The organism is Desulfoluna sp. CLI2B, assembly GCF_056847375.1.
In genome coordinates this window covers 4,206,147-4,225,543 of sequence record NZ_CP186557.1, presented here as the reverse complement: position 1 = coordinate 4,225,543, position 19,397 = coordinate 4,206,147, and the positions used below count along the sequence as shown (strand labels likewise).

General features: G+C 54.7%; 12 protein-coding genes and 2 pseudogenes. 9 read left to right on the top strand and 5 right to left on the bottom strand.

The features are described 5' to 3' along the window. Positions 1-33: 33 nt before the first annotated feature. The 7 genes and pseudogenes from ACOYW2_RS19690 to ACOYW2_RS19660 all read left to right on the top strand — a co-directional run bounded on the left by ACOYW2_RS19690 (position 34) and on the right by ACOYW2_RS19660 (position 8,925). Positions 34-501: a hypothetical protein gene (locus tag ACOYW2_RS19690; RefSeq protein ID WP_482767674.1), complete on the top strand. Its 468-nt coding sequence runs from the start codon at positions 34-36 to the stop codon at positions 499-501. Further along, positions 488-2,023 (top strand): hypothetical protein, encoded by a 1,536-nt coding sequence (locus ACOYW2_RS19685; RefSeq protein WP_482767673.1) that lies wholly within the window; start codon positions 488-490, stop codon positions 2,021-2,023. The genes ACOYW2_RS19690 and ACOYW2_RS19685 overlap by 14 nt, the downstream gene beginning before the upstream one ends. A gap of 159 nt (positions 2,024-2,182) precedes the next feature. Further along, positions 2,183-3,624: pseudogene (locus tag ACOYW2_RS19680) on the top strand (lipopolysaccharide biosynthesis protein). A 237-nt stretch (positions 3,625-3,861) separates the two neighbouring features. Next, positions 3,862-5,448 (top strand): asparagine synthase-related protein, encoded by a 1,587-nt coding sequence (locus ACOYW2_RS19675; RefSeq protein WP_482767672.1) that lies wholly within the window; start codon positions 3,862-3,864, stop codon positions 5,446-5,448. A gap of 31 nt (positions 5,449-5,479) precedes the next feature. Beyond that, positions 5,480-5,935 carry a hypothetical protein gene (locus ACOYW2_RS19670; protein WP_482767671.1) on the top strand — a complete coding sequence of 152 codons (456 nt, stop codon included), beginning with the start codon at positions 5,480-5,482 and terminating at the stop codon, positions 5,933-5,935. Positions 5,936-6,340: 405 nt separating this feature from the next. Then, positions 6,341-7,339 carry an exo-rhamnogalacturonan lyase family protein gene (locus ACOYW2_RS19665; RefSeq protein WP_482767670.1) on the top strand — a complete coding sequence of 333 codons (999 nt, stop codon included), beginning with the start codon at positions 6,341-6,343 and terminating at the stop codon, positions 7,337-7,339. Between the two features lie 29 nt (positions 7,340-7,368). After that, positions 7,369-8,925, top strand: a complete 1,557-nt coding sequence (locus ACOYW2_RS19660; protein ID WP_482767669.1) for a hypothetical protein — start codon at positions 7,369-7,371, stop codon at positions 8,923-8,925. A 70-nt stretch (positions 8,926-8,995) separates the two neighbouring features. Here the strand turns inward: ACOYW2_RS19660 and ACOYW2_RS19655 are convergent, their stop codons facing one another. Next, positions 8,996-9,709: a CPBP family glutamic-type intramembrane protease gene (locus ACOYW2_RS19655; RefSeq protein WP_482767668.1), complete on the bottom strand. Its 714-nt coding sequence runs from the start codon at positions 9,707-9,709 to the stop codon at positions 8,996-8,998. 193 nt (positions 9,710-9,902) lie between these two features. Continuing rightward, positions 9,903-10,622, bottom strand: a complete 720-nt coding sequence (locus tag ACOYW2_RS19650; RefSeq protein ID WP_482419643.1) for a PEP-CTERM sorting domain-containing protein — start codon at positions 10,620-10,622, stop codon at positions 9,903-9,905. A gap of 749 nt (positions 10,623-11,371) precedes the next feature. Here ACOYW2_RS19650 and ACOYW2_RS19645 point away from each other — a divergent pair. Together ACOYW2_RS19645 and ACOYW2_RS19640 are read left to right on the top strand one after the other, a co-directional pair. Next, positions 11,372-13,615, top strand: coding sequence for a tetratricopeptide repeat protein (locus ACOYW2_RS19645; protein ID WP_482767667.1), 2,244 nt, complete (start codon positions 11,372-11,374; stop codon positions 13,613-13,615). A gap of 258 nt (positions 13,616-13,873) precedes the next feature. Further along, positions 13,874-14,914, top strand: coding sequence for a hypothetical protein (locus ACOYW2_RS19640; protein ID WP_482417707.1), 1,041 nt, complete (start codon positions 13,874-13,876; stop codon positions 14,912-14,914). Between the two features lie 324 nt (positions 14,915-15,238). Here ACOYW2_RS19640 and ACOYW2_RS19635 read toward each other — a convergent pair whose 3' ends face one another. The 3 genes and pseudogenes from ACOYW2_RS19635 to ACOYW2_RS19625 form a co-directional block, all read right to left on the bottom strand. Beyond that, positions 15,239-16,714: an FG-GAP repeat domain-containing protein gene (locus tag ACOYW2_RS19635; protein ID WP_482767666.1), complete on the bottom strand. Its 1,476-nt coding sequence runs from the start codon at positions 16,712-16,714 to the stop codon at positions 15,239-15,241. Positions 16,715-16,739: 25 nt separating this feature from the next. After that, a pseudogene (locus ACOYW2_RS19630) lies at positions 16,740-17,630 on the bottom strand (PKD domain-containing protein); the annotation flags it as partial. A 154-nt stretch (positions 17,631-17,784) separates the two neighbouring features. Continuing rightward, positions 17,785-18,558 carry a hypothetical protein gene (locus ACOYW2_RS19625; RefSeq protein ID WP_482767665.1) on the bottom strand — a complete coding sequence of 258 codons (774 nt, stop codon included), beginning with the start codon at positions 18,556-18,558 and terminating at the stop codon, positions 17,785-17,787. Positions 18,559-19,397: the final 839 nt, after the last annotated feature.

Below are 19,397 nucleotides of genomic sequence, written 5' to 3'. Positions count from 1 at the left end.
TACCTGTACCAGGGCTACAGCAATCACAAGTATGTGCAGTTTCTGGGCGGCACCGCCATGCTCAGGCAGCGTCTGGTCCCCGATGTTGGCCTGAAGGTTGCCAACGGGGATTCGGTGATTCTCCCTCCGGGGGATGAGACCCACTACAGCGAAGGCTTCGGGGCCATGCATTCGGCAGTAAAACAGATCAACTGCGGGATCCGCAATCTTTACGGCATGTGGCCCGCAGGCTTCACCATGGAGGACGACGGTGACCTGTTCATTGATATCTTTAGCCCCTGGAACTCAAAAGATGACATCGGATTTGCTTTTTTTGCCCATGACAAGCGACAGGTGGTGCTGGAGTCTTTAAGCTACGCCCGGCGACCGTGGGCAGACCTTTTACGCCATACAATACCCTCTCACCGGCAGGGCGGCATTTCAGCATTACAAGGACACCGGGGCCGTCTATTACGAAAAGAGGCTGGCGACCCACGAAGAGACGCGGATGTTTCTGGATGAGATCGGACTGGAACGCTATGAGATCGCTAATGTAGACAACATGCGCAGGTATTATGGGTGGGGGCAGGGCGGAGGCCCCAATCAGTATGACCTGAATCTGTGCCAGTACCTCCACTACCTGCAGACAGGCAACGGCGGTGCATTTTTGGCGGCCCAGAACATGGATCACCATAAAATGTTCGGGTCTACACGGCATTCGGATGATTTTGATTTCTATGCTGACGGACCCGGACTTTTTCCCAACGTGAATACAATCAACCCTCCGGATCAGGAGAAATTGTCCTTCAATTTTAAATTTTTCGACAGGGAGCACACCCACGATGTGTCTGTTCCCATCGGGTATTTCCTGACCGGTGACGAGTCCTTTTACGAAGCATGGAAAGACCACGGGGAGTATACGCTCTACGACCAGGGCTCCGGTAAAGGGGCCGTCGGCAGTTATTACGACGGGACCACCTATGTGGGGTATCCCCGGATATTTTCAAGGGCTCTCAGGCGTGCCGGGGCCTTTGGCCTCTACGCAGGTACGGATATCTGGCGGGAGAAGATGCGCCTCATGGTCGGGAATTTCATGGGCATGAGGGCGGCGCCCCTGGACTACAATCAGGACGGGTGGGATCTGGATCGCGGTTTTTTTTATATGCGGCAATCCGCGAGCTGCCCGGAAGGTGTCAGGTGCAACAAGGTGTTCATGGCATACGATATCTTTCCCAACTCGCTCTGGTATTATGCTCCCGAAAATTTTGACGACCCCTTGATGTACGACGATTTTCGGGATTATCTCCTTGGGAGTGCCTACCATTGCCTGTCGGAAATCGTACCCTTGGAGTTCCCGACGTATGAAATTTTTTTGGATACAGCCAATGGGGCGGCTGAAAAAGGGGAGTACCCCCTTTCGTTCCTGATGGCCCTGGGGTACGAAATGACGGGGGATGACACCTTTTTGGCTCAATACAAGTTTCATTACAAGGCGATGCTGTCTGACCAAAGCGAAGAGCGGATCTACTCTCCCTATTCGTCAAAATTTATCCATGATTACTACAATCGAGACGTGGTTGCAGGCTATGTGGCCCCTGTGGGCAATGGGCGTGTGGACATGGGAAACTCCAGTGCGGCATCTGTTTCGCGCCACGGCTCCGTGTACACCCTCACGTGGAACGCCCCCCTGGACGGGATCCATGGGTACCAGCTCAAGGTTGCCCCGGTGCCCATGGTGGAAGACCTGAACTTCGACCAGATGGCCCGATCCTACCAATATCATCCGGACTTGTATGATAACTATTGGGCAGCACTGAACGTGGACAATGAACCGATGCCGAAGCAGAAGAGGGGGGATGTCGAATCTGTCTCTGTGGATGTTGCGCAGGTCATCAGCGCTTACAATGACAGATATGGCTTGTCTGAAGGCGACCCTGCATACCGCTCGTATGACCCGTCCATCGATTACTATTTTGCCGTAAAGTACAGCAAAGTGGCTCCCGTTGCCCACGAAAAGACCGTTTCTTCGGTACCCTGTCCATAAAGGCCAAAACTTAAAAAAAAGGATTATGGGCTTGGAAGGCCCGGTTTCATCGCAAATCACTCCTTTTTGTCTCTCATACCGAAGCTGCTTGCGGCGTTTTGAATCGCATCGCCCGAGGTGACTTGCCTCATTACCTACTCCAAGGATACTTTTCGAAACATGAGTTTGAAAAACAAGGTCCTCCACTCACTGAAATGGCTCACCATCGGCAAATTCATGGGCCAGGTGTTTACCTGGGCCGTCACCATTCTGGTGATCAGGCTCCTGTCGCCCTCGGATTATGGGTTGATGGCATCTGCCGGGATTTTTGTGGGGTTTTTGCAGCTCATCAGTGAGCTTGGGTTCGGGGCTTCTATTGTTCAGGCCAGGGAAATTGAGGATTCAGCCATTCAACAGATTTTCGGGTTTGTTATCTGTGTGGGGGCGGTGCTTTTTGCCATGTTGTTCCTTTCGGCACCGTGTATCGGGCTGTTTTTCGACAGCGACGCCCTGGTGCATGTGGTGCGCGCTCTCTCCTTTCAGTTTCTGGTGATCCCTTTTTTGACCATCCCAAAGGCCCTCATCGAAAAAGAGCTTCTCTTCAAACAGAAATCCATCATCGATTTTTTGGCAAGTGTGGCCAGCGGGGCCACGACGTTGGTTGCTGCGCTTCTTGGTCATGGGGTCTGGGCCCTGGTGTCGGGAAGTTACGTACTGATCTGTGTTCAGATGGTAGGCTATCTTTTTGTGTCCCCCATCCGGAAACGGCCGGTGTTTCGGTTTCGAGCCATCGGGGCCTATGCCTCGTTCAGCGGATATGTCACCTTTGAAAAAATCGTGTGGTATACCTACACCCAGTTCGACGTGATCTTGATCGGAAAGCTCCTGGGGCAGGAGGTCCTCGGGTATTACTCCGTTGCCATGCACCTCTCTTCCATTCTCCTCAATAAGATCTCCCCGATCCTCTCCCAAGTCGCCTTTCCCGCCATGGAGACCAGGTCCAGAAGGTGTCCTTCTATTTTTTAAGGACGGTGAAATTTTCAAGCCTGGTTGTGTTTCCTGTTTTCTGGGGCTTGTCGAGCATCGCCCCGGAGGTGATCTCCATTTGTGTGGGGCCCAGGTGGGACGCGGTTGTTGAGCCCTTTAAGCTGCTGTGCCTTGTCATGCCCTTCAGGATGCTTTCGGTTCTGCTGCCGCCTTTGTTGAAGGGCATCGGCAACCCTGGGTACTCGCTTAGAAATATCATGATCACCTTTGCGGTGATGATGGTGTCCCTTTATGTGGGCGCTACCCGGGGGGGCGTTCTGGGCGTCTGCTACGCCTGGGTCGTGATGTATCCCGCGTGTTGGCTGGTGGTCCTTATTCTGTCCCTTCCGTTGATCCGGATCCGGGTTGCTGCGTATCTTCGCGCAATCAGCGTTCCGTTGAGCGGCAGCGTCCTTATGTACGGGGCCGTTTCTTTTTCCGGTTTTGCCCGGGGCGTGCATCCGTATCTGTCGGTTGCGCTGCTCATCGGGATCGGTGCCTTTGTTTACGGGGTGTGGCTGTACCTGTTTGAGCGGACCTGGTTTTCAGACGTTTTTGCCATGCTGAAAGGTCACGTGATGATATCCCTTCCATAAACGCTCGTTTTATTGAGCCCTCGCATGCTTTTCCATTAATCATTCTTTCCATCGAGACAACCGACGGCAGACACGGCCGCACCGGTTGCTCATCACAGGATCCCTATGTCTTTATTGTTCGGTATGTATCGTTTTGGCCACGGTGACGTTTCTTTTGAGCCGTTCAAAAAAACTGTGTTGTCGGTGCTGTCTGCGAAAAATCGTAACACCACCACGTACGAAATTAAGCGGTTTTGTTTGCTGAAAGTCGATTACGGGCTGTTTTCAGACAGCGGGTACCATGCAGATGTCTCCGGTGACGTGTGTGCAGTGGCAGGCGAGCCCTTTTTCAACCACGGGACATCTTCGGATCGATACGCCCAATTGCGCGCACTGCACCATCGGTTGCAACAGGGGAGCATCGATGTCCTCAACGGGTGCACGGGGACCTATTCATTGTGCGCTTATAACCGTGAGAACCACTCACTGACCCTGGCCACGGACAAAGTTGGTGTGAGGCCTCTCTATTATGTCGCTCACAATGGCACGCTCTACTTTTCAAGCTCCCTTAAGGTGATGGAGGCGCTGGAAGAGATCCCCAAGGTCCTGAAATTCAGGCAGTGCATTGAAAAGTGTTCGCTGGGGTACACCCTTGGGGCCAACACCATCTATGAAGACATTCGCGTGTTGAGAGACGGTGAGCACCTCAAAGCCGAGGGCGATACATGGTCCACGAACCACTACTTTAAGTGGGGCTGCTCTTTTTTCATCACCCAAAAGGACGCCGGCCAGCTTCGAAAGGAGGTGTACGATGCTTTTTTTGAGGCAGTGAAAAAACGAGCAGTTCACAGGGATGAGGCCCTTGCCTTCTTGAGCGGCGGCCTGGACTCCAGATGCATTGTCGCTGTGCTGAGTGAGCTGAATAAAAAGGTCTATGCCATCAACAGCTATGCCGCACGCGATCAGGACAACGTGTTTGCCGAGATGTACGGAACCGCTGCCCGGGTGCATCGGTATGTCTCTACAAAACGGGAAGGACGGGTCGACAGCACGGAAAAGCTCCTGGCATCCACCATTGGCGAGGCAGAGGCGAGGGAGCACTGGGTTCAGAGACTTCCGGCAATTTTTTCCGGTGACGGGGGAAGCGTGGGGCTAGGGCATGTGTATATCGACTCCGCGTTGAATGCGCTGATGGAACGCGATGAGTCCGCAGGGATCGAGGCATATCTCCAAGGCAAGCAATTCCCCCTGGGCATATTGCGTAAAAAGCATAAAAAAGCCTTTGAGAACTCCTTGTACGAAAGTGTCTCCAGGGAGTTTGGCGAACTCAAACAGGTGGATCCGTCCAGGCGACTCTATGTTTTTCTCATGAGAAATGACCAGCGGTGTCACCTGCACGGCTACTTCGATAATATCGATGTGTACCAGAAAGAGATGCTGCTTCCCTTCTTTGACAGCGACTTTTTGGCCCTCATTGCCCGGGCACCAGTGGATGATTTTCTCTACCACACGTTCTACCATGAATGGCTCCGGCTGTTTCCGGCCCACGTTACCGCCGTCCCGTGGCAGACATACCCGGGGCATGTGCCCTGCGATGTCCGGTTCGAAAAAGAGCTTTCGGACCAGTGGGAGCAGAAAGCACGGGGCCGTGCCCTGGGGCACTCCCTGTCACTGCTCTCCCCCCGCAAGGCCTCCTCCAGGCTGGATGCCTTTGTGCCGAAATACAAGCGATTCAGTGTGCCTCTCCTGCAGGCTGTTGCGTCTCAGCGTTACGGGTATTTATCAGATATATTTCGGGATCTGTCGCTCATGTGTGCCAGGGCCACGGAAATCGATTTGTCGTAATATTTATCTTAATACACTAAGAAAGGAACCCATGATGAGTTACGATTTTGTTGTTCGGAATTGTGTTGGAACCGACAAGTATGAAAGCTGTATCGAAATTTCTGGGCCTCAAGGTGTGGAGAGGTTTTGTTTCGGGTATGTTGTAGATAAGTTCTCATGGCCAATGTTTTTCAATAACGACGGCGTGCTTTTTGGTGCAGCGGAGGCAACGTCGGATCCGTTTTTCTTCGCTCTCGTTTATGGCCTGGGAGGGTGGCAGGGGCCGTTTACTGGTGGCAATGGTACGCACTGGGTCAGCAGCAACAAGGCCATGATGAGTTTGGGGTGGACAGAGTATCCGTTTCCTGAGGAGTCAAACGGGTTCGGGCAGTGTAAGCTGACTGCATTGGACCTCGACTCTTCGGGTGTTGCAAGTGCCCTCATTGAATACGAATGGGAGGGGGGCACCAGTCATTCCGTCCATAAGAAGTGGGCCACCAGGGTGTAACGAGATCATGATGATACAGGAATTTTGATTTTCGAGTGGGACGGCCGGGTGGCCAAGTTTTTCCGACCGTCCCATAAGTGGGAATTTATTCCCCTTGTACTTGAGTCTTTTTGGGAGCATCGTTTTGATGTCAAGTCAGCGACTATTTTGGATTGTACCTCTTTTTCTGGCTGTATGCCTCATGCCCCTTACGGGGCATGGATTTTTGGAGAAGCCGATTCCCGTCACGGTCCATGAGTTGCTTCCGGAAGGTGTGTCGGGCCTTGATCGGGCAAACGAAGTCGTCTCCTTCGGCATACCGCTCATGGACTCGGATGGGATCAAAGACATCGGGGGTCTTGGCCTTACCGGGGCCTCCCATTATCAGTTTCGTCCCCTGCACAGATACGGAAACGGGAACATCCAATGGGTGTTAAGTGTACAGCCGCCGGAGGATCTGGGGCCAATCACCCAGGCACTGCACAGGGGACGGGAAACAGCAAGGGGCCGAACCTGGCTCGGGATACAGGGGCAACGATCACGGTGGATACGGGAGCCGCTGTCTTTACGGTAAAAAAAGCCCATTTCAATGTCTTTGACTCGGTGCGAAACGGGGACTTTGATTATGTAAAGGGGACTGGGGCCATCACAGCCCGGAGCGGAACCAGGACCTATGCCTCCAATCGCGACCCCATGTCCACGGCCGTAATCGAAGAAAACGGTCCCGTGAAAGCCGTGGTAAGGTGCGATGGCCACCTGAAAGATGAAAGCGGCGACTGGCTGTTCGGGTATACGCTGCGAATCTACTTTTATCGGGGGGCCGGGCGTACACGCCTTGATCTGATCCTCAAAAATGCCTCCTATGCATCGTACTCCATGAAAGTTTTTGAGTCGGTGCAGGTAGAGATTCCCACGACGCTCACCTCACCGGACTTTATTTTTTCAACAGGCGCCGATGAAGAGACGGGTGGTTCCGTAGACGGTTCCGCCACCTTGTATCAGGGGTTCAGTAATTACAAGTACGTTGAGTATATGGGCGGTGTGGATAAGCTCAAAGGAGCCGGCCGGTTCCTGATAACGGCTTGTCGGTCGTCAATGGGGCTCAGGTCATCAAGACCCTTGGTAATGAAGCGGACCATACCGAAGGTTGGGGAGCGGTATCCAAGGGCAACAGACGCATCAATTTCGGAATCCGCAACCTCTACGGGATGTGGCCTGCCGGGTTTACCCTATCTGCTGATGGGGCCCTTTCTCTCGATGTCTATAGCCCTTATAATTCAAAAAAAGATATTAAATTCGCCTTTTTTGCACACGACAAACGACAAATGGTTCTGGATTTTACCACTCCGGAAACCGCTCCAAGGCATTCGTTTTATTCTCTGCAATACCCCCTGTTCGGCAGAGCTGATTTTTCTCAATACGTGAGGACAAAAGCGATTTACGGTGAGGATCGCATGGCCACCGACAAGGAAGTCCGTGATTTTTTTGCCCTGGTCGGTCATGGGGACTACGAAATCTCAAATGTCGATACCCTTCGGCGTTATTACACCTGGGGGATGGGGGGCGGACCGAACCAGTATGACCACCAGCTCTGCAAGTACATCCACTATTTGAGGTCAGGGAAGGGGGGGGCGTTTCTGGCTGCCTTAAACGATGACCATCACAAAATGTTCGGCTCCACCCTCCACTCCGATGATTTTAATTTTTACATTGACGGCCCCACTTACTGGACCAACAACAACGCAACTTATCCTGAAAGTCAGGGGAAAGAGGCCTTCAACTCCAAGTTCTTCGACGATGAGCACAGCCACGACATCTCTGTACCCATCGGGTATTTCCTGACGGGTGACGAAGCCATGATGACGGCCTGGGCAGACCATGCCGAATACACAGCCTACAGGCAGGGCACCAGTATTCCAAACTGGAGCTATTATGAAGGGGTGTTTACGCGGCCCACGACCAGGGTTATGTGCCGTGCCCTCAGGCGGCTCGGTGCCTTGTCTCAATACCTGAAAGATCCGTCCTATTACAGGTCCAGGGCCAGGTTGATGGTCCGGCAGGTTCACAGGCTACGATCCGACAGGCAGGATGATATGAAAGATGGGTGGGATTTGGACAGGGGGTTTTTCTATCTGTCCAGGGATGGAAGTCGGCCAAAGCTTGAAAGATGGAACAAGCTGTTTATGACCAACGACATTTTCCCCAACAGCCTGTGGTGTTATCAGCCTGAGGTCTTTGATGACCCCTTGTACTACGAGGATTATGAAGATTTTATGCTGGGCATGGCATGGCATTCCCTGGATGAGGTGTTGGACCTGGTCCATCAGCCGTATCTCTTTGCCCTTGATAAGGCAAATTTCTATGATGAAGAGATTACGGCCGAATACCCCCTTACCTTTCTGATGTCCCTGGGGTATGAAAAGACAGGGGATGAGACCTTTTTAAATGCGTATCAGCCCCATATCGGGCGTCTTATTACCTATCAGTCCAGGGAGAGGGGATACACCCCGTATATGTCCCGCTTTATCGATTTTTACTACCATCGTGACGTGGCGGTTGGCTATGTTGAACCTGCAGGAAACGGGTGCGTGGACATGGGTAATTCAAGATCGCCCCACATTACGCGACAGGGCTCCAGCTATACCTTGAACTGGATCACCCCAAAAGACGGTATCGCTTCGTATCAGGTGAAGTGCGCTCCGGTCCCCATGGTGGAACGTCTCCATTTTGATCAGATGACCAGGACGTTTGAGTATGATCCGGCAGAGTACGATAACTTCTGGGCCTCACTCAATGTGGGGGGGGGACCGTCTCCGTCGTCCAGGGCCGGGTCGTCCGAGACCTTTACGGTGGATGTGGCGGAGGTCATGGCGCACTACAACCAGCGCTACGAACTGGCAGAAGGGGACGCGTGCTATCAATCCTATGATCCGGACACGGATTACTACTTTGCCGTCAAGTACACTCTCAAACCCCATTATGTGCAAACGCTGCCGTGCCCGGCCCCGTAGGAGCAGCCCATACCCGTTCTGCTGCTCACGGCATGCACTTGGTATGGAACAAGCGAGGCCGGAAATTTGGTTACCACAGGGCCCAGTGGCCCCAATGGCGGACATACAGGGCCAGGGATACGTTGGTGACGGCGTGGGCTGATACCAAGGAGATCATGTCTTTTCTCCTGATCCACACAACAGACAGGAGAACTCCGTAAACCAGGGCTGCCGACCACTCAAAGGGGCGGTGGCCCAGGGCAAAGAGAAGAGACGATAAAAAAATCGCCGAAAGGCTCCAGTCCCCCGGGGCGATGTCGGCCACGTTACAATCATCAAGGGCTTCACTCAAGGGCGAGTGAGAGCCCTTTTTTGTTGCCTTTTGCCACTGGAGAATCAGGCGAAAAAGGTAGCCGCGTACAAGGAACTCTTCAAAGACGGGAACCAGAAGGGTGGCGGCTGCAAGGCGGAGAAAAAAAGCCCGGGGCGTCCAGGGTGCATGGATATCCTGGGGGGCAAAGGGGATGGAGAGGACCACCCAGAGGGCACATCCAAAAAGGCCTGCCATGGCTCCCCAGAGCATCGAGATACCGATGGACTTGGGGCCTGTTAAGGGAATGTATCGTCTCCAGCATACCGCCAGGGCCACAGGGACAAGGGACAGCCTCAAGGCATAGATGGCCTCTTGGGATTCTGTCGTAAAGGGGATGAGGACATACAGGGCGTAAGGTGCAAGGTAGTACAGGAGGAGGGTTCGGTTGCTTGTGTGTTGTGCGCAGGGATGGACCGTTGTCTCTTTTTCCATGGGTTCCTCTGTGTGCTGAATCGATAACGCGTGGACCTGTCCTTGTTTGAGGCAATGGGGTTGCGTCGATAACGGATAGCGCTGTGGGTGAATTCTACCATGGCAGTCCGGTAAAAGAACAGCAAAGAGAAAAGGAGAATGGGGGACCCATTCTCCTTATTCTCTTGCTATTTCTCAGGCCGAACGCCCCAGCCTATTTTTTTGTGTACTTGCGCCGTCCAAGCCCGGCAAGGCCGATGAGACCCAGGCCGAGGAGAGCCAGGGATGCAGGCTCAGGCACGGGGTGAATGTCGATGGCCATGATGGCCATGTCGTCCCAGCCTCCGCCGGGACCTGCCCCGATCTGGTCGTCCAGGTAAATGCGGGCCAGGTTGGGGTCTTTGAACTCAATGGCGATGTGGTCTACGCCTTTTTCACTGTCGGGGGAGTTGAGCTCCGACTTGGTATAGAATTCGTAGTCCGCAACGGGGTCGGCGTCATCGGTATAGACGCTGAAATAGAACCCGAAGGTCTGGTCGAACTTCACGGCACCGCCCGGCTCGCCAAGGGCATCGAAATCGTTTTCCGTGTTGATGTACCAGTCCATGCCCACTTTTTTGAAGAAGGCCTGGGCTTCGGATCCCACGGCGTCGGATTTGCTGAAGAGCTGGAATTTTTCCGTGATGGTCGGGGTCTCGGCTGAGATGTTATCCACGGCAAAGAGCCCGAAGTCGGCGTGGTATCCAGAGTTCTTGACCGTCATGATAAAGGTGCTCTCGCCGTCTTGGCCTGTGGTGTAATCGGTCAGGGACCAGTAGGGTGCGTCGGTCCATGAGTACCCAGGCGTGTTTTCCATGGGGACGGCGTAAACGCTCCCGGCCACTAAAAACGTGGCCAGGAAGGTGTAGACCCAGGTTTTGAGCTGGTTTTTCATGCTGCTTCTCCTTTTTTTTGTCGTAAGGTTTTGAAGGTGAGTCGTGCATCGTGCGTTGCGTTATCCAAATTCTAAGGCTCAGGGTCGTCCATCAGGTCATTCGGTAAGGGCGCAGGGTTTTCGCGCCATCATTGTCGAGGTGAACGTGGCTGTCATAAAATTCGGATGAACGTTGATCGTTCGCGGAGTGCGTCGATCTTTTCGCCGAATAGGTAAGCACTATTGGTGCCAGTGTGCTTCATGACCTTCAGAATTATCTTCAACGGACGGCAAAAGCAGGTTTTTTTGACGGAAATAGCATGAGTCATAAAGATGTCTCTTTTTGTCTTCTTGTGAACCGGACCACATAGATTTCTGTGTAGTTATGTAATGGCTTTCATATTTTGCTTTTTTAAATAAAAAGATTGACACAAAGGGCGCGGGGATCATATCAATTTGGTTTGGTATTACTTGTCGTCACACAGTGAACAATCCCTGATATATAACGTGGCCCGGCACCTGTATGACACCGGAGCTGTGAGCAATTCTGAAACCATAAAGTGAAAAGCCGGTATGCATAAGGGCAAGCGGTCTTCATTCCCGGTGAGCTATTTTTCCCGGCGATTTTTGCCAAAGGCATTTCCATCCAGCGGATAGAACCTCTGCCGAATGATTCAACCGACATAATCAACCGATGCCGATGAAGCATTTTTCATACTTATTACGGGGGAAGAATGATGGTATTTAAGCGTGTTGTGATGATGTTGTGTGTGGTCGGACTTTTCGCGACCGCCTGTGCCTCCGACAGCGAAAAGCGGGATGCGTATTATGAAAAGGGTCTTTCATACGTTGAAGAAGGAAAGGCGAGGGAAGCCCTTCTGGCCTTTAAGAACTGTGTCAAAATCGATCCTGGCTATTCCAAGGGATGGTACGAAATCGCGACCATCGCCATTGAGCAGGGGGACCCGAAAAGGGCGTTTCGGGCCTACCTGAAGGTGGTGGAGAAAGAGCCGGGTCACGCCGGTGCACATTTTAACCTGTCCAAGCTCTACCTGCTGGCACGAAAGACGGATGAGGCCCGCAGGCATATTGACCAGGCCCTTGCCGCAGAACCGCAACATATCGAGTACCTCATGGTTTCCGCCGCGATTTTTTCGGTGGATGGCCTCGTTGACGAGGCCTTGGAACTGTATGAGCAGGTCCTGACGCTGAACAAAAAGGATCCCCGCCCCCTTCTGGGCATGGCGCGTTTGAAGGCCGGGATCGGGGATTTCTCCGCCGCTGAGGCGTTCCTTCGGCAGGCCATGGCCACCGAGCCGGAGGCCATTCGTCCGCGTCTTGATCTGGTCAGCCTGCTGACACGCAGCGAGCAGTATGACAAGGCTGAAATCGAGATGAAGGCCATTGTGTCTGATCACAGCGACGATCCAGAGCTGCTGATTGCCCTGGGTGATTTTTACGTGGCACGGGAAAAATATCCGGAAGCGGAGCTTGCCTACCGGGATGCCGTTGCCAGGGATCCCAAAGCCTTTCGACCGGTGATGAAACTGGCCAGGTACTATCAGGTGAGGGACGATGCGGAGAAAGCCGAGGCTATGTATCTCAAGGCCCTTGAACTCAAGCCCCAGGATGCCGGGGTCAAGGTGACGGTGGCCAGGTTTTACGCAAGTCGCGGGGACTTGGTTAAGGCAGGGGATATGGCTGCAAAGGTTCTGGAAGCCTCGCCGGGGTTTGTCCCCGCCTTGAGCCTGAAGGGGGAGCTTGCGTTACGCGGCAGGCGCTTTCAGGATGCCCTGGATGCCTTTTCGGCTGTCATTAAAGAGGACGCGACCAACGCCGAGCCTTACTATCTGCGTGGGGTGGCCGGCATGGGGCTGGGAAAAGACGACCTGGCCAGAACAGATGTGCTCAAGGCCCTGGAGCTGAACCCGAACCACCTCAGGGCCCAGGTGGCTTTGGGCGAACTCTATTTTAAAGGGCGTGAGTTCAAGCTTGCAAAGGAGAGCCTGGAAAAGGCCCTTGCCAGGGCCCCGGGCCTGTTCAAGGCACATTTTCTCATGGGACAGGTCCTGGCCTCCATGGGCGAGCATGACAAGGCGCAGCAGGTGTACGCCCGTCTCAAGGAGGAGGCGCCGGACAATCCCGCATTGTTTTACCGCTCCGGGATGCTTTTCATGGCCCGGGGCGAGATGGATCGAGCCCTGGAGGATCTTGCAACGGCCCGTGCCGTGAATCCGGCCCTCATGGATGTGTTCGGATCCATGGTGCGCTGCATGATGGCCATGGACCAGGAGGCAGAGGCCCTTACCTTGTGCCGCGAGCAATTGACGGTTGTGGAAGGGACCCCGGCTGCCACGGGCATGGTGCATTGCATGATGGGTGATATCTACGCGGAGAAGGGGGATTTGGCTCGGGCCGAGGAGGCCTATCTGGCCGCTGTCGGAGTCAGCTCAAAGATCATTCGTCCCTACTACGGGCTGGCAGCGGTCTACCACAGGCAGGGGGATACCACCAAGGTGATGGCGCAGCTCAAGGGGCTGAGCGATAAAAAGCCGAAGGATCCCATGCCCCATGTGCTCATGGGCATTGTCAGCGAGGGCGTAGGGGATGTGGAGACCGCCAAGGCGAGCTACCGTAAGGCTCTGTCCCTGCGCGATGATATTGTGGTGGCGACAAACAACCTGGCTTACATTCTTGCCGACGCCGGTGAAGAGATCGATGAGGCCCTGGAGCTTGCCAGGACAGCCAGGAGCAAAGCCACCGACGACCCCAGCGTCATGGATACCCTGGGGCTGGTCTACTACCGCAAGGGGCTTTACGACAGCGCGATTTCCGAGTTCAGGGACAGCCTTTCCAAATTACCTGAAAATGCCCTGGTGGCCTATCACCTCGGGCTGGCCCTTCATGCCAGCGGAAGAACAGAGAAGGCACGGGTCTCCCTTGAGCGGGCCCTGGCTCTTAACGCCGACTTCAAGGGGGCGGATAAGGCCCGGGAGATCTTGGCCATGGATTGATAATCCGTGTGGTCGAGTCGTGGTCCCCGCCTGTGGCGGGGACCATTTTTTTTTAAAGGCCTGCTGGCCGAATCGTTTGTCGGTTTAGCGTGGACTCGTTAACTCTTCCCCGTGGCCTGACGTGGCCTTGAGCTGAGTGAACCCATGAAATACCTTCCGTTTAAGCAAATTGTGTTTTCACTGATGTTGCCCGCCCTGATGTATGTGTGGTTTGTTCCCCTGTGTGAGAAAGGCGTTACAGCGTATCATCGGCCACGCATGACGGAGGTGCTCCTTCACAGCGACCGGTCGCTTCTGGAAGGGGAGGTTGGGGTCAAGGAGGTGGTTCGGGACAACCTCGGGCGGTATGTGGAGACGCATCTGTCCCTGGCGCTTTTTTCAAGCCGCACCATTACGGTGAGGACCGGCGGTGGTGAGCTGGTTTTTCCCGTGTCTGAGATTCAATCCTCACCCCTGGATGATCGGCAGGTTGTTGCCGCTGAGAACTACCGCCTTCTTGAACGGGGATTGAAACTGGAGATAACCCTGTTTACAGGGCCGGATGCCCCGCTGTCTGTCATGGCCCTTGCGCTGTTCAGCATCCTGGCACTTTTGGCATTGTATCGGGTGTATCGCAAGCAGGTTCGTTACAGCTTCCTGGAGCGGATTGATCGGGAGCAGGCCATAGCCTCTTTGGAGGATGGGCAGAGGGCGGCCCAGGAGGAACTCGACACGTTGAGTGCTCGCCAGGAGTCTCTTCAGGGAGCCCTGGAGCAGGCGCGGACGGCCCTGGTGGAGTCTGCCGAGAGCCAGACGGGCATGGAGGAAGAGATCGAGGTTCTGGAATCCCTCATTGAGGAGAATGAGGCACAACTCATTGCACAAAAGGGTGAAATCGATCGGTTGACAAGACACATGGCCGAGCAAAAACAGCCCGTAAAAGAGAAAAAAAACGGAAAACGGGCCCACCGGGAGAAGGAGCGCATCGCAAGGCGCCTTTCAACGCTATATAAGCACCTTAGTGTTCATGATCGGGCGATCCAGGGGTTTCTGGCCCTGGATGAGTCCATGCGCCTGAAGTGTGAAGAGTTGATTCATCAGCTCAACGAAGACCCCGCCGGGGTGCCGGTGAAGCGCAAAGTCTTCGGAGGCAAAGGGCTGGACACCTTTCTGGAGGCGGAGTTTGCGTACAAAGGCAGGCTCTACTTCATGCGTCTTCCCGGGGGAAAGGCGGAGGTGGTGGCCATCGGGACCAAGAACACCCAGGCAACGGAGCTAGGCTACCTGCACCGCATCAGTTCCGGGATGAAATCGGCGTGAGGTGACCCGCACCAAGGGCATCAGGTTACCCAAAAAACAAAATAGCCGTCATTATCCGGCTTGCCTTCCATGGTTATAAAGTGACCGGCAAAAGAGTGCCTCCGGCGGATCGTTTTTTGGAAAAAGCTACCGCCTTCGCCAGGGGCTACGACGCGACAAGCCTCAAAAAAAACAATGCAGAGCATGTCGAAATGATTTCGGCGGCCCCTGGAAAGACTCACTTAGGACCTGTTTGTCAGATCCAGCGCACAAACCCAGGAAAAAGGTCTGCCTCCGGCAGGGATGCCGGAGGCATAAACGGAACAGCTGTTTATGGGGGCGCCTTTACTTGCAGCTTTTCACAAAGCATCCCCCTCCGGATGACCCGGCTGCTGCAGGGTCATCATCGTCTTCTCCGGGCTCCTCGAAATCGGCGGTGTAGTTGCCCATGCCCACGGCGATGAGGGGTTCTCCTTCGGAGGCAAAGGCAGCAGGTCGGCTTTCGCCGTTGGCCTTGTTGTAGGGCTCGGAACCCATCTTTCCCCATTGAAGAAGCTTACCGTCTGCCCTTAGCGCCGGGAGCCGTCCCGCCGGAAGGGTGGCGTCACCTTCCACGGGCCCCAGGCCGACAATCAGTTCATGGGTGCCGTCATTGTTCATGTCCAGGCATGTGGGGCGGGTTTCACCCGTTATGGTGTTGTACCCTTCCCAGTCAACCTTCAGCCATTTGAGGTGGGTGAGGGTGTCGTCTTCCCATTGGACAACCGCCATGTTCCCATCGCCCCCTTTTCCGAGTCCGATAATGATTTCGTCTTTTTCGGGCTCACCTACCTCTTCTTCCTCTATTTTACCGCACGTGGGCCACGTCTCGCCGTTTTGCGCATTGTACTCCTTCCAGTCGATTTGGCCCCAGGTGATGGTGTCAAAGGGGGCTGCCAGGTCGGCGCAGGAGGTCCTTGACAGGACGACATAGCGGCCGTCAGGGGAGACAGGGCTCTGGTCGCTGCTTCCCAGGCCCACGATGATCTCCATGCAGTTGTCGCCGTCCATGTCACCGCAGGCAGGGCGGGTTTCTCCCACGGCCAGGTTGTACTCCTCCCAGGGGAGTGTCGTTGTGGTTTCAAAAGTGACATGCTCCCCGTCAAAGGAGAAGATGGCGATACGCCCCCCTCCTCCTTTGCCAAGGCCCACCACGATCTCATCTCTGCCGTCGTTGTTGAGGTCGCCACAGGCGGGCCAGGTCTCCCCGTTGAAATCGTTGTACAGGGTGTATTCCCCTTCGGGGAGGCGTCCCCAGGCCAGGTGCTGGTACGTGGGGGAGACAACCTGAAAGAAGCCCCCGGGAATGGCTGCGTCGTCTTCCACAGGGCCCAGGCCGATGATGAGCTCGGTGTTGCCGTCTCCGTCCAGGTCTCCTGACGCCACGCGGGCTTCTTTGGTCGCCTTGCGATAATTCTCCCAACCCACGGTGAGCCACATCCGGTGCTCCATATCGCAATCAATGATCTCGACGGACGCATGTGCCGGTGTGGTCTGGGGCTCGATGGGGGTGAGGGTGTCCCGGACAGTGCAAGTAGCTACGCTGGTGTTTCCGTCTGTGTCCGAAACGGTCAGGGTAAAGGTCAGCTCGATATCCTGTGGCAGGGATCGGGGGGCGATAAAATGGGCCATGGCCTGATCCGGGGTGTCGAGGGTGACATCGGGGCCTCCGGTCTGGCTCCAGTGCCAGCTCGGGGGGCAGCCCTCGGGAAACCGGGAGGCACTTCCGTCCAGAAGCCACCTTTTCCTCACGGACAACCTGATCGCCCCCTGCGTCGGCATGCAGGGGTTTGGTGATGGTGATTACAACGGTATCGCTGTCTGCGAGGCCTTCCGTATCGGTGACCAGAACCTGGAAGACCAGCTGGACGCTGTCGTTTTCACCAAGGGCAGGGGCCGTAAAGGTAGGCTTGATGATTGACGTATCTGACAAGGTCACCGGTGGCCCCTGGATCTGGGTCCACTGGTAAGAGGCAATACCGTCATCCGGGTCGCTGGAGGCCTGGGCCGTGAGGGTGACCGCTTGCTCTTCCAGGACAAACTGGTCGGGCCCTGCATGGGCGTTGGGGGGGCGGTTGTCCAGGGCAAACTGCACCTCGGCGATGGCTGAATCCGTGGCCCCGTCATCGTCCGTGACCGTCAGCTGGAATGTGAGGATGACGGGCGTTTCCGGTTTGTCCGGGTTTTCAGGGTCTTCCGGCTCTACCGGTTTTTCCGGCATGATAAAGGTTGCTGTCTTTGTATCTTCCCCTTGGAGGGTGACCCCCGGGTCTTCATAGCCGAATACCTGGCGCCAGTGCCAGGCGACGATGCTGCCGTCCGGATCGCTGGAACCTTCTCCGGACAGGGTGATGGTTTGTCCCTCTACGGCAATTTGGGGCGGACTTGTGATGACATCCGGGGCAGTGTTTAGCGAGCCGAAGGTGGCGGAGATCTCCTGGGAGTAGGCGGCCGCTACGTTTGCTTCGTTGTAGGCCCTTACGGCAAAATAATAGGTGGTTTCCTCTTCAAGGCCTTCCACCGTATGGCTCATGACAGGCGGGGAACCGGCTGGCTGGGTAATGATGGCATGGCCGGAATATTCTTCTTCGGTGCTCGTGCGCCATGAGAGGCGATAGTGCCCGGCAGAGTCGCATGGGGTCCAGTGGACGGTAACTTCCCCTGCAAGGGCTGCCCTTGGGGCGCAGAAAGTGAACATGCACCACAGCAAAAGGGCGCCGAAAGCACCCCATAGCCCGGAGTGAGCCTGGAGCGGACGGGATGTACAATGGTTCAGCCATGCCGAAGCATGGCCCCGGGGATTTTTGGTTAAAAACAGGGGGAGGTGGATGCGGGGGGGGCGTTGGGGGCTATCAAGTCTGTTCATCATGGTCTCGCATGTCGGGTCGGAGTGTTTTGGTTGGGGTGAGTTCATCGGGCATGGATCCCAGGACAGGGACGCCCAAGTGCTCGATGATCTGTTTATCTGATTTGTATGAGGGGTCCAGTGCTTCGATGGTTACCTGGATCAGGACAAAAACAAGGAGGCCCCCGGCAAAGCAGATGAGGGCCGGAATGAGCCGTGAGGGCTCCCAGATACGTCGGATGGTTCGAGATGTGTAGGTTATCTCCGGGGCGCTTTCCATGGGGGGAGGCGCGGGAATGCCCAGGCGTTTATATCCTTCCTGGATACGCCGGAACAGGGTGTTTCCGTAGTAGGTCACCAGGCGTTCCCCGGTTTCACGGTTTTTTCCGATGTAGGTGACGATGGCCTGGCCTTCTTTACTGAGGTCTATGGTCAGGTTATGCCTGGCTTCTGTGTAGAGTGCAGTCCGTTGGGCCTGGGTCACGATGGCCTTGTATCCCAGGGGGTAGTCGAGGATCAGGTGGGGGAAGAAGTTTCCCTTGATGAACCGGGCAGCCTGTTCGGGGGAGGCGGTGATTTCGGAAAGGGTCATGGCCTCCGTGGGGGATTCGGGGGCTGTGACCGGTGCATCGGCCGGAGATGGAAACGAAAGGGAGACGGCAAAGGTATGGGGCTTGTATGCCATGGCCACAAGGTAGAGGAGGGGTAGGGCAATGGCCAGGCTCAGGTACCTGCGGTTTCTATTGATTCGATACAACATCCGTTTGATGTAAAACAGCATGGTGTTCCTTTCTGTTGTGTATCGCGGTCTGGGCTACGGGTGATGATACATGGTGTGGCTTTAGCCCGGATGTTTTACAGGTCGAGTGCACTCATTTGCTGATGCTTTTGCTTGTTTTAAAACTCGGCTAACGCAGAATATGGATGCACTACACTCTTCCTAAAGATGAGAAAATCGATCAGTGAACCGTGTGGTGTATTTTGTCTTTGTAACATTACTGAATGTAGTTGCGTTGTTAACCATCATGGCTGGCTTATTATTTTTGATATGGTCGTTTGCTCATGAAATACCCGGGTTAACGTTGCCTGATAGTAAAAATGCATGGATTGCGTATGCAGGTGAAGCCTGCAAAATCGGCTCAAGGGGTCCGGGGGGATATGCTAGTTTGATATACTTTTTTTATTTTTGTTCGGGCTCTTTTCCTATGGTGCGTTCAGACGACGCATGTCGCGTGTCTATATCGCTGAAACGGCAAGGGGAAACGCGTTCACGTGCATGATAAATACACGGGATGGCGCGCGTGTTGTGCTGTCTGGATATACTAGCGGAAGGATATGGGAATGTCCATACATTTTCAATGCTTTTTTGTGGCGGGTGAGTATTTTTTTTACTTTGGTGTCTCTTGCGGGTGGCGTGAAAAATCAGCGGTTCTCGTGGCCGTGGCTGGGAAAGAAATAAAGAGCGGAGGCGGCGACGCGTGATATTCCTTGCGATGCGGCGAATCGGGTGGTGATCCATAACAAGTCGCCGTTGAGGAAAGGAGTCGGAAATCGTTTTTCTTTTTCGGCATTCTCGAACGGGGTTTTGCTTTTTAGGTGGTGTGTGGCGGTTTCCTGAAC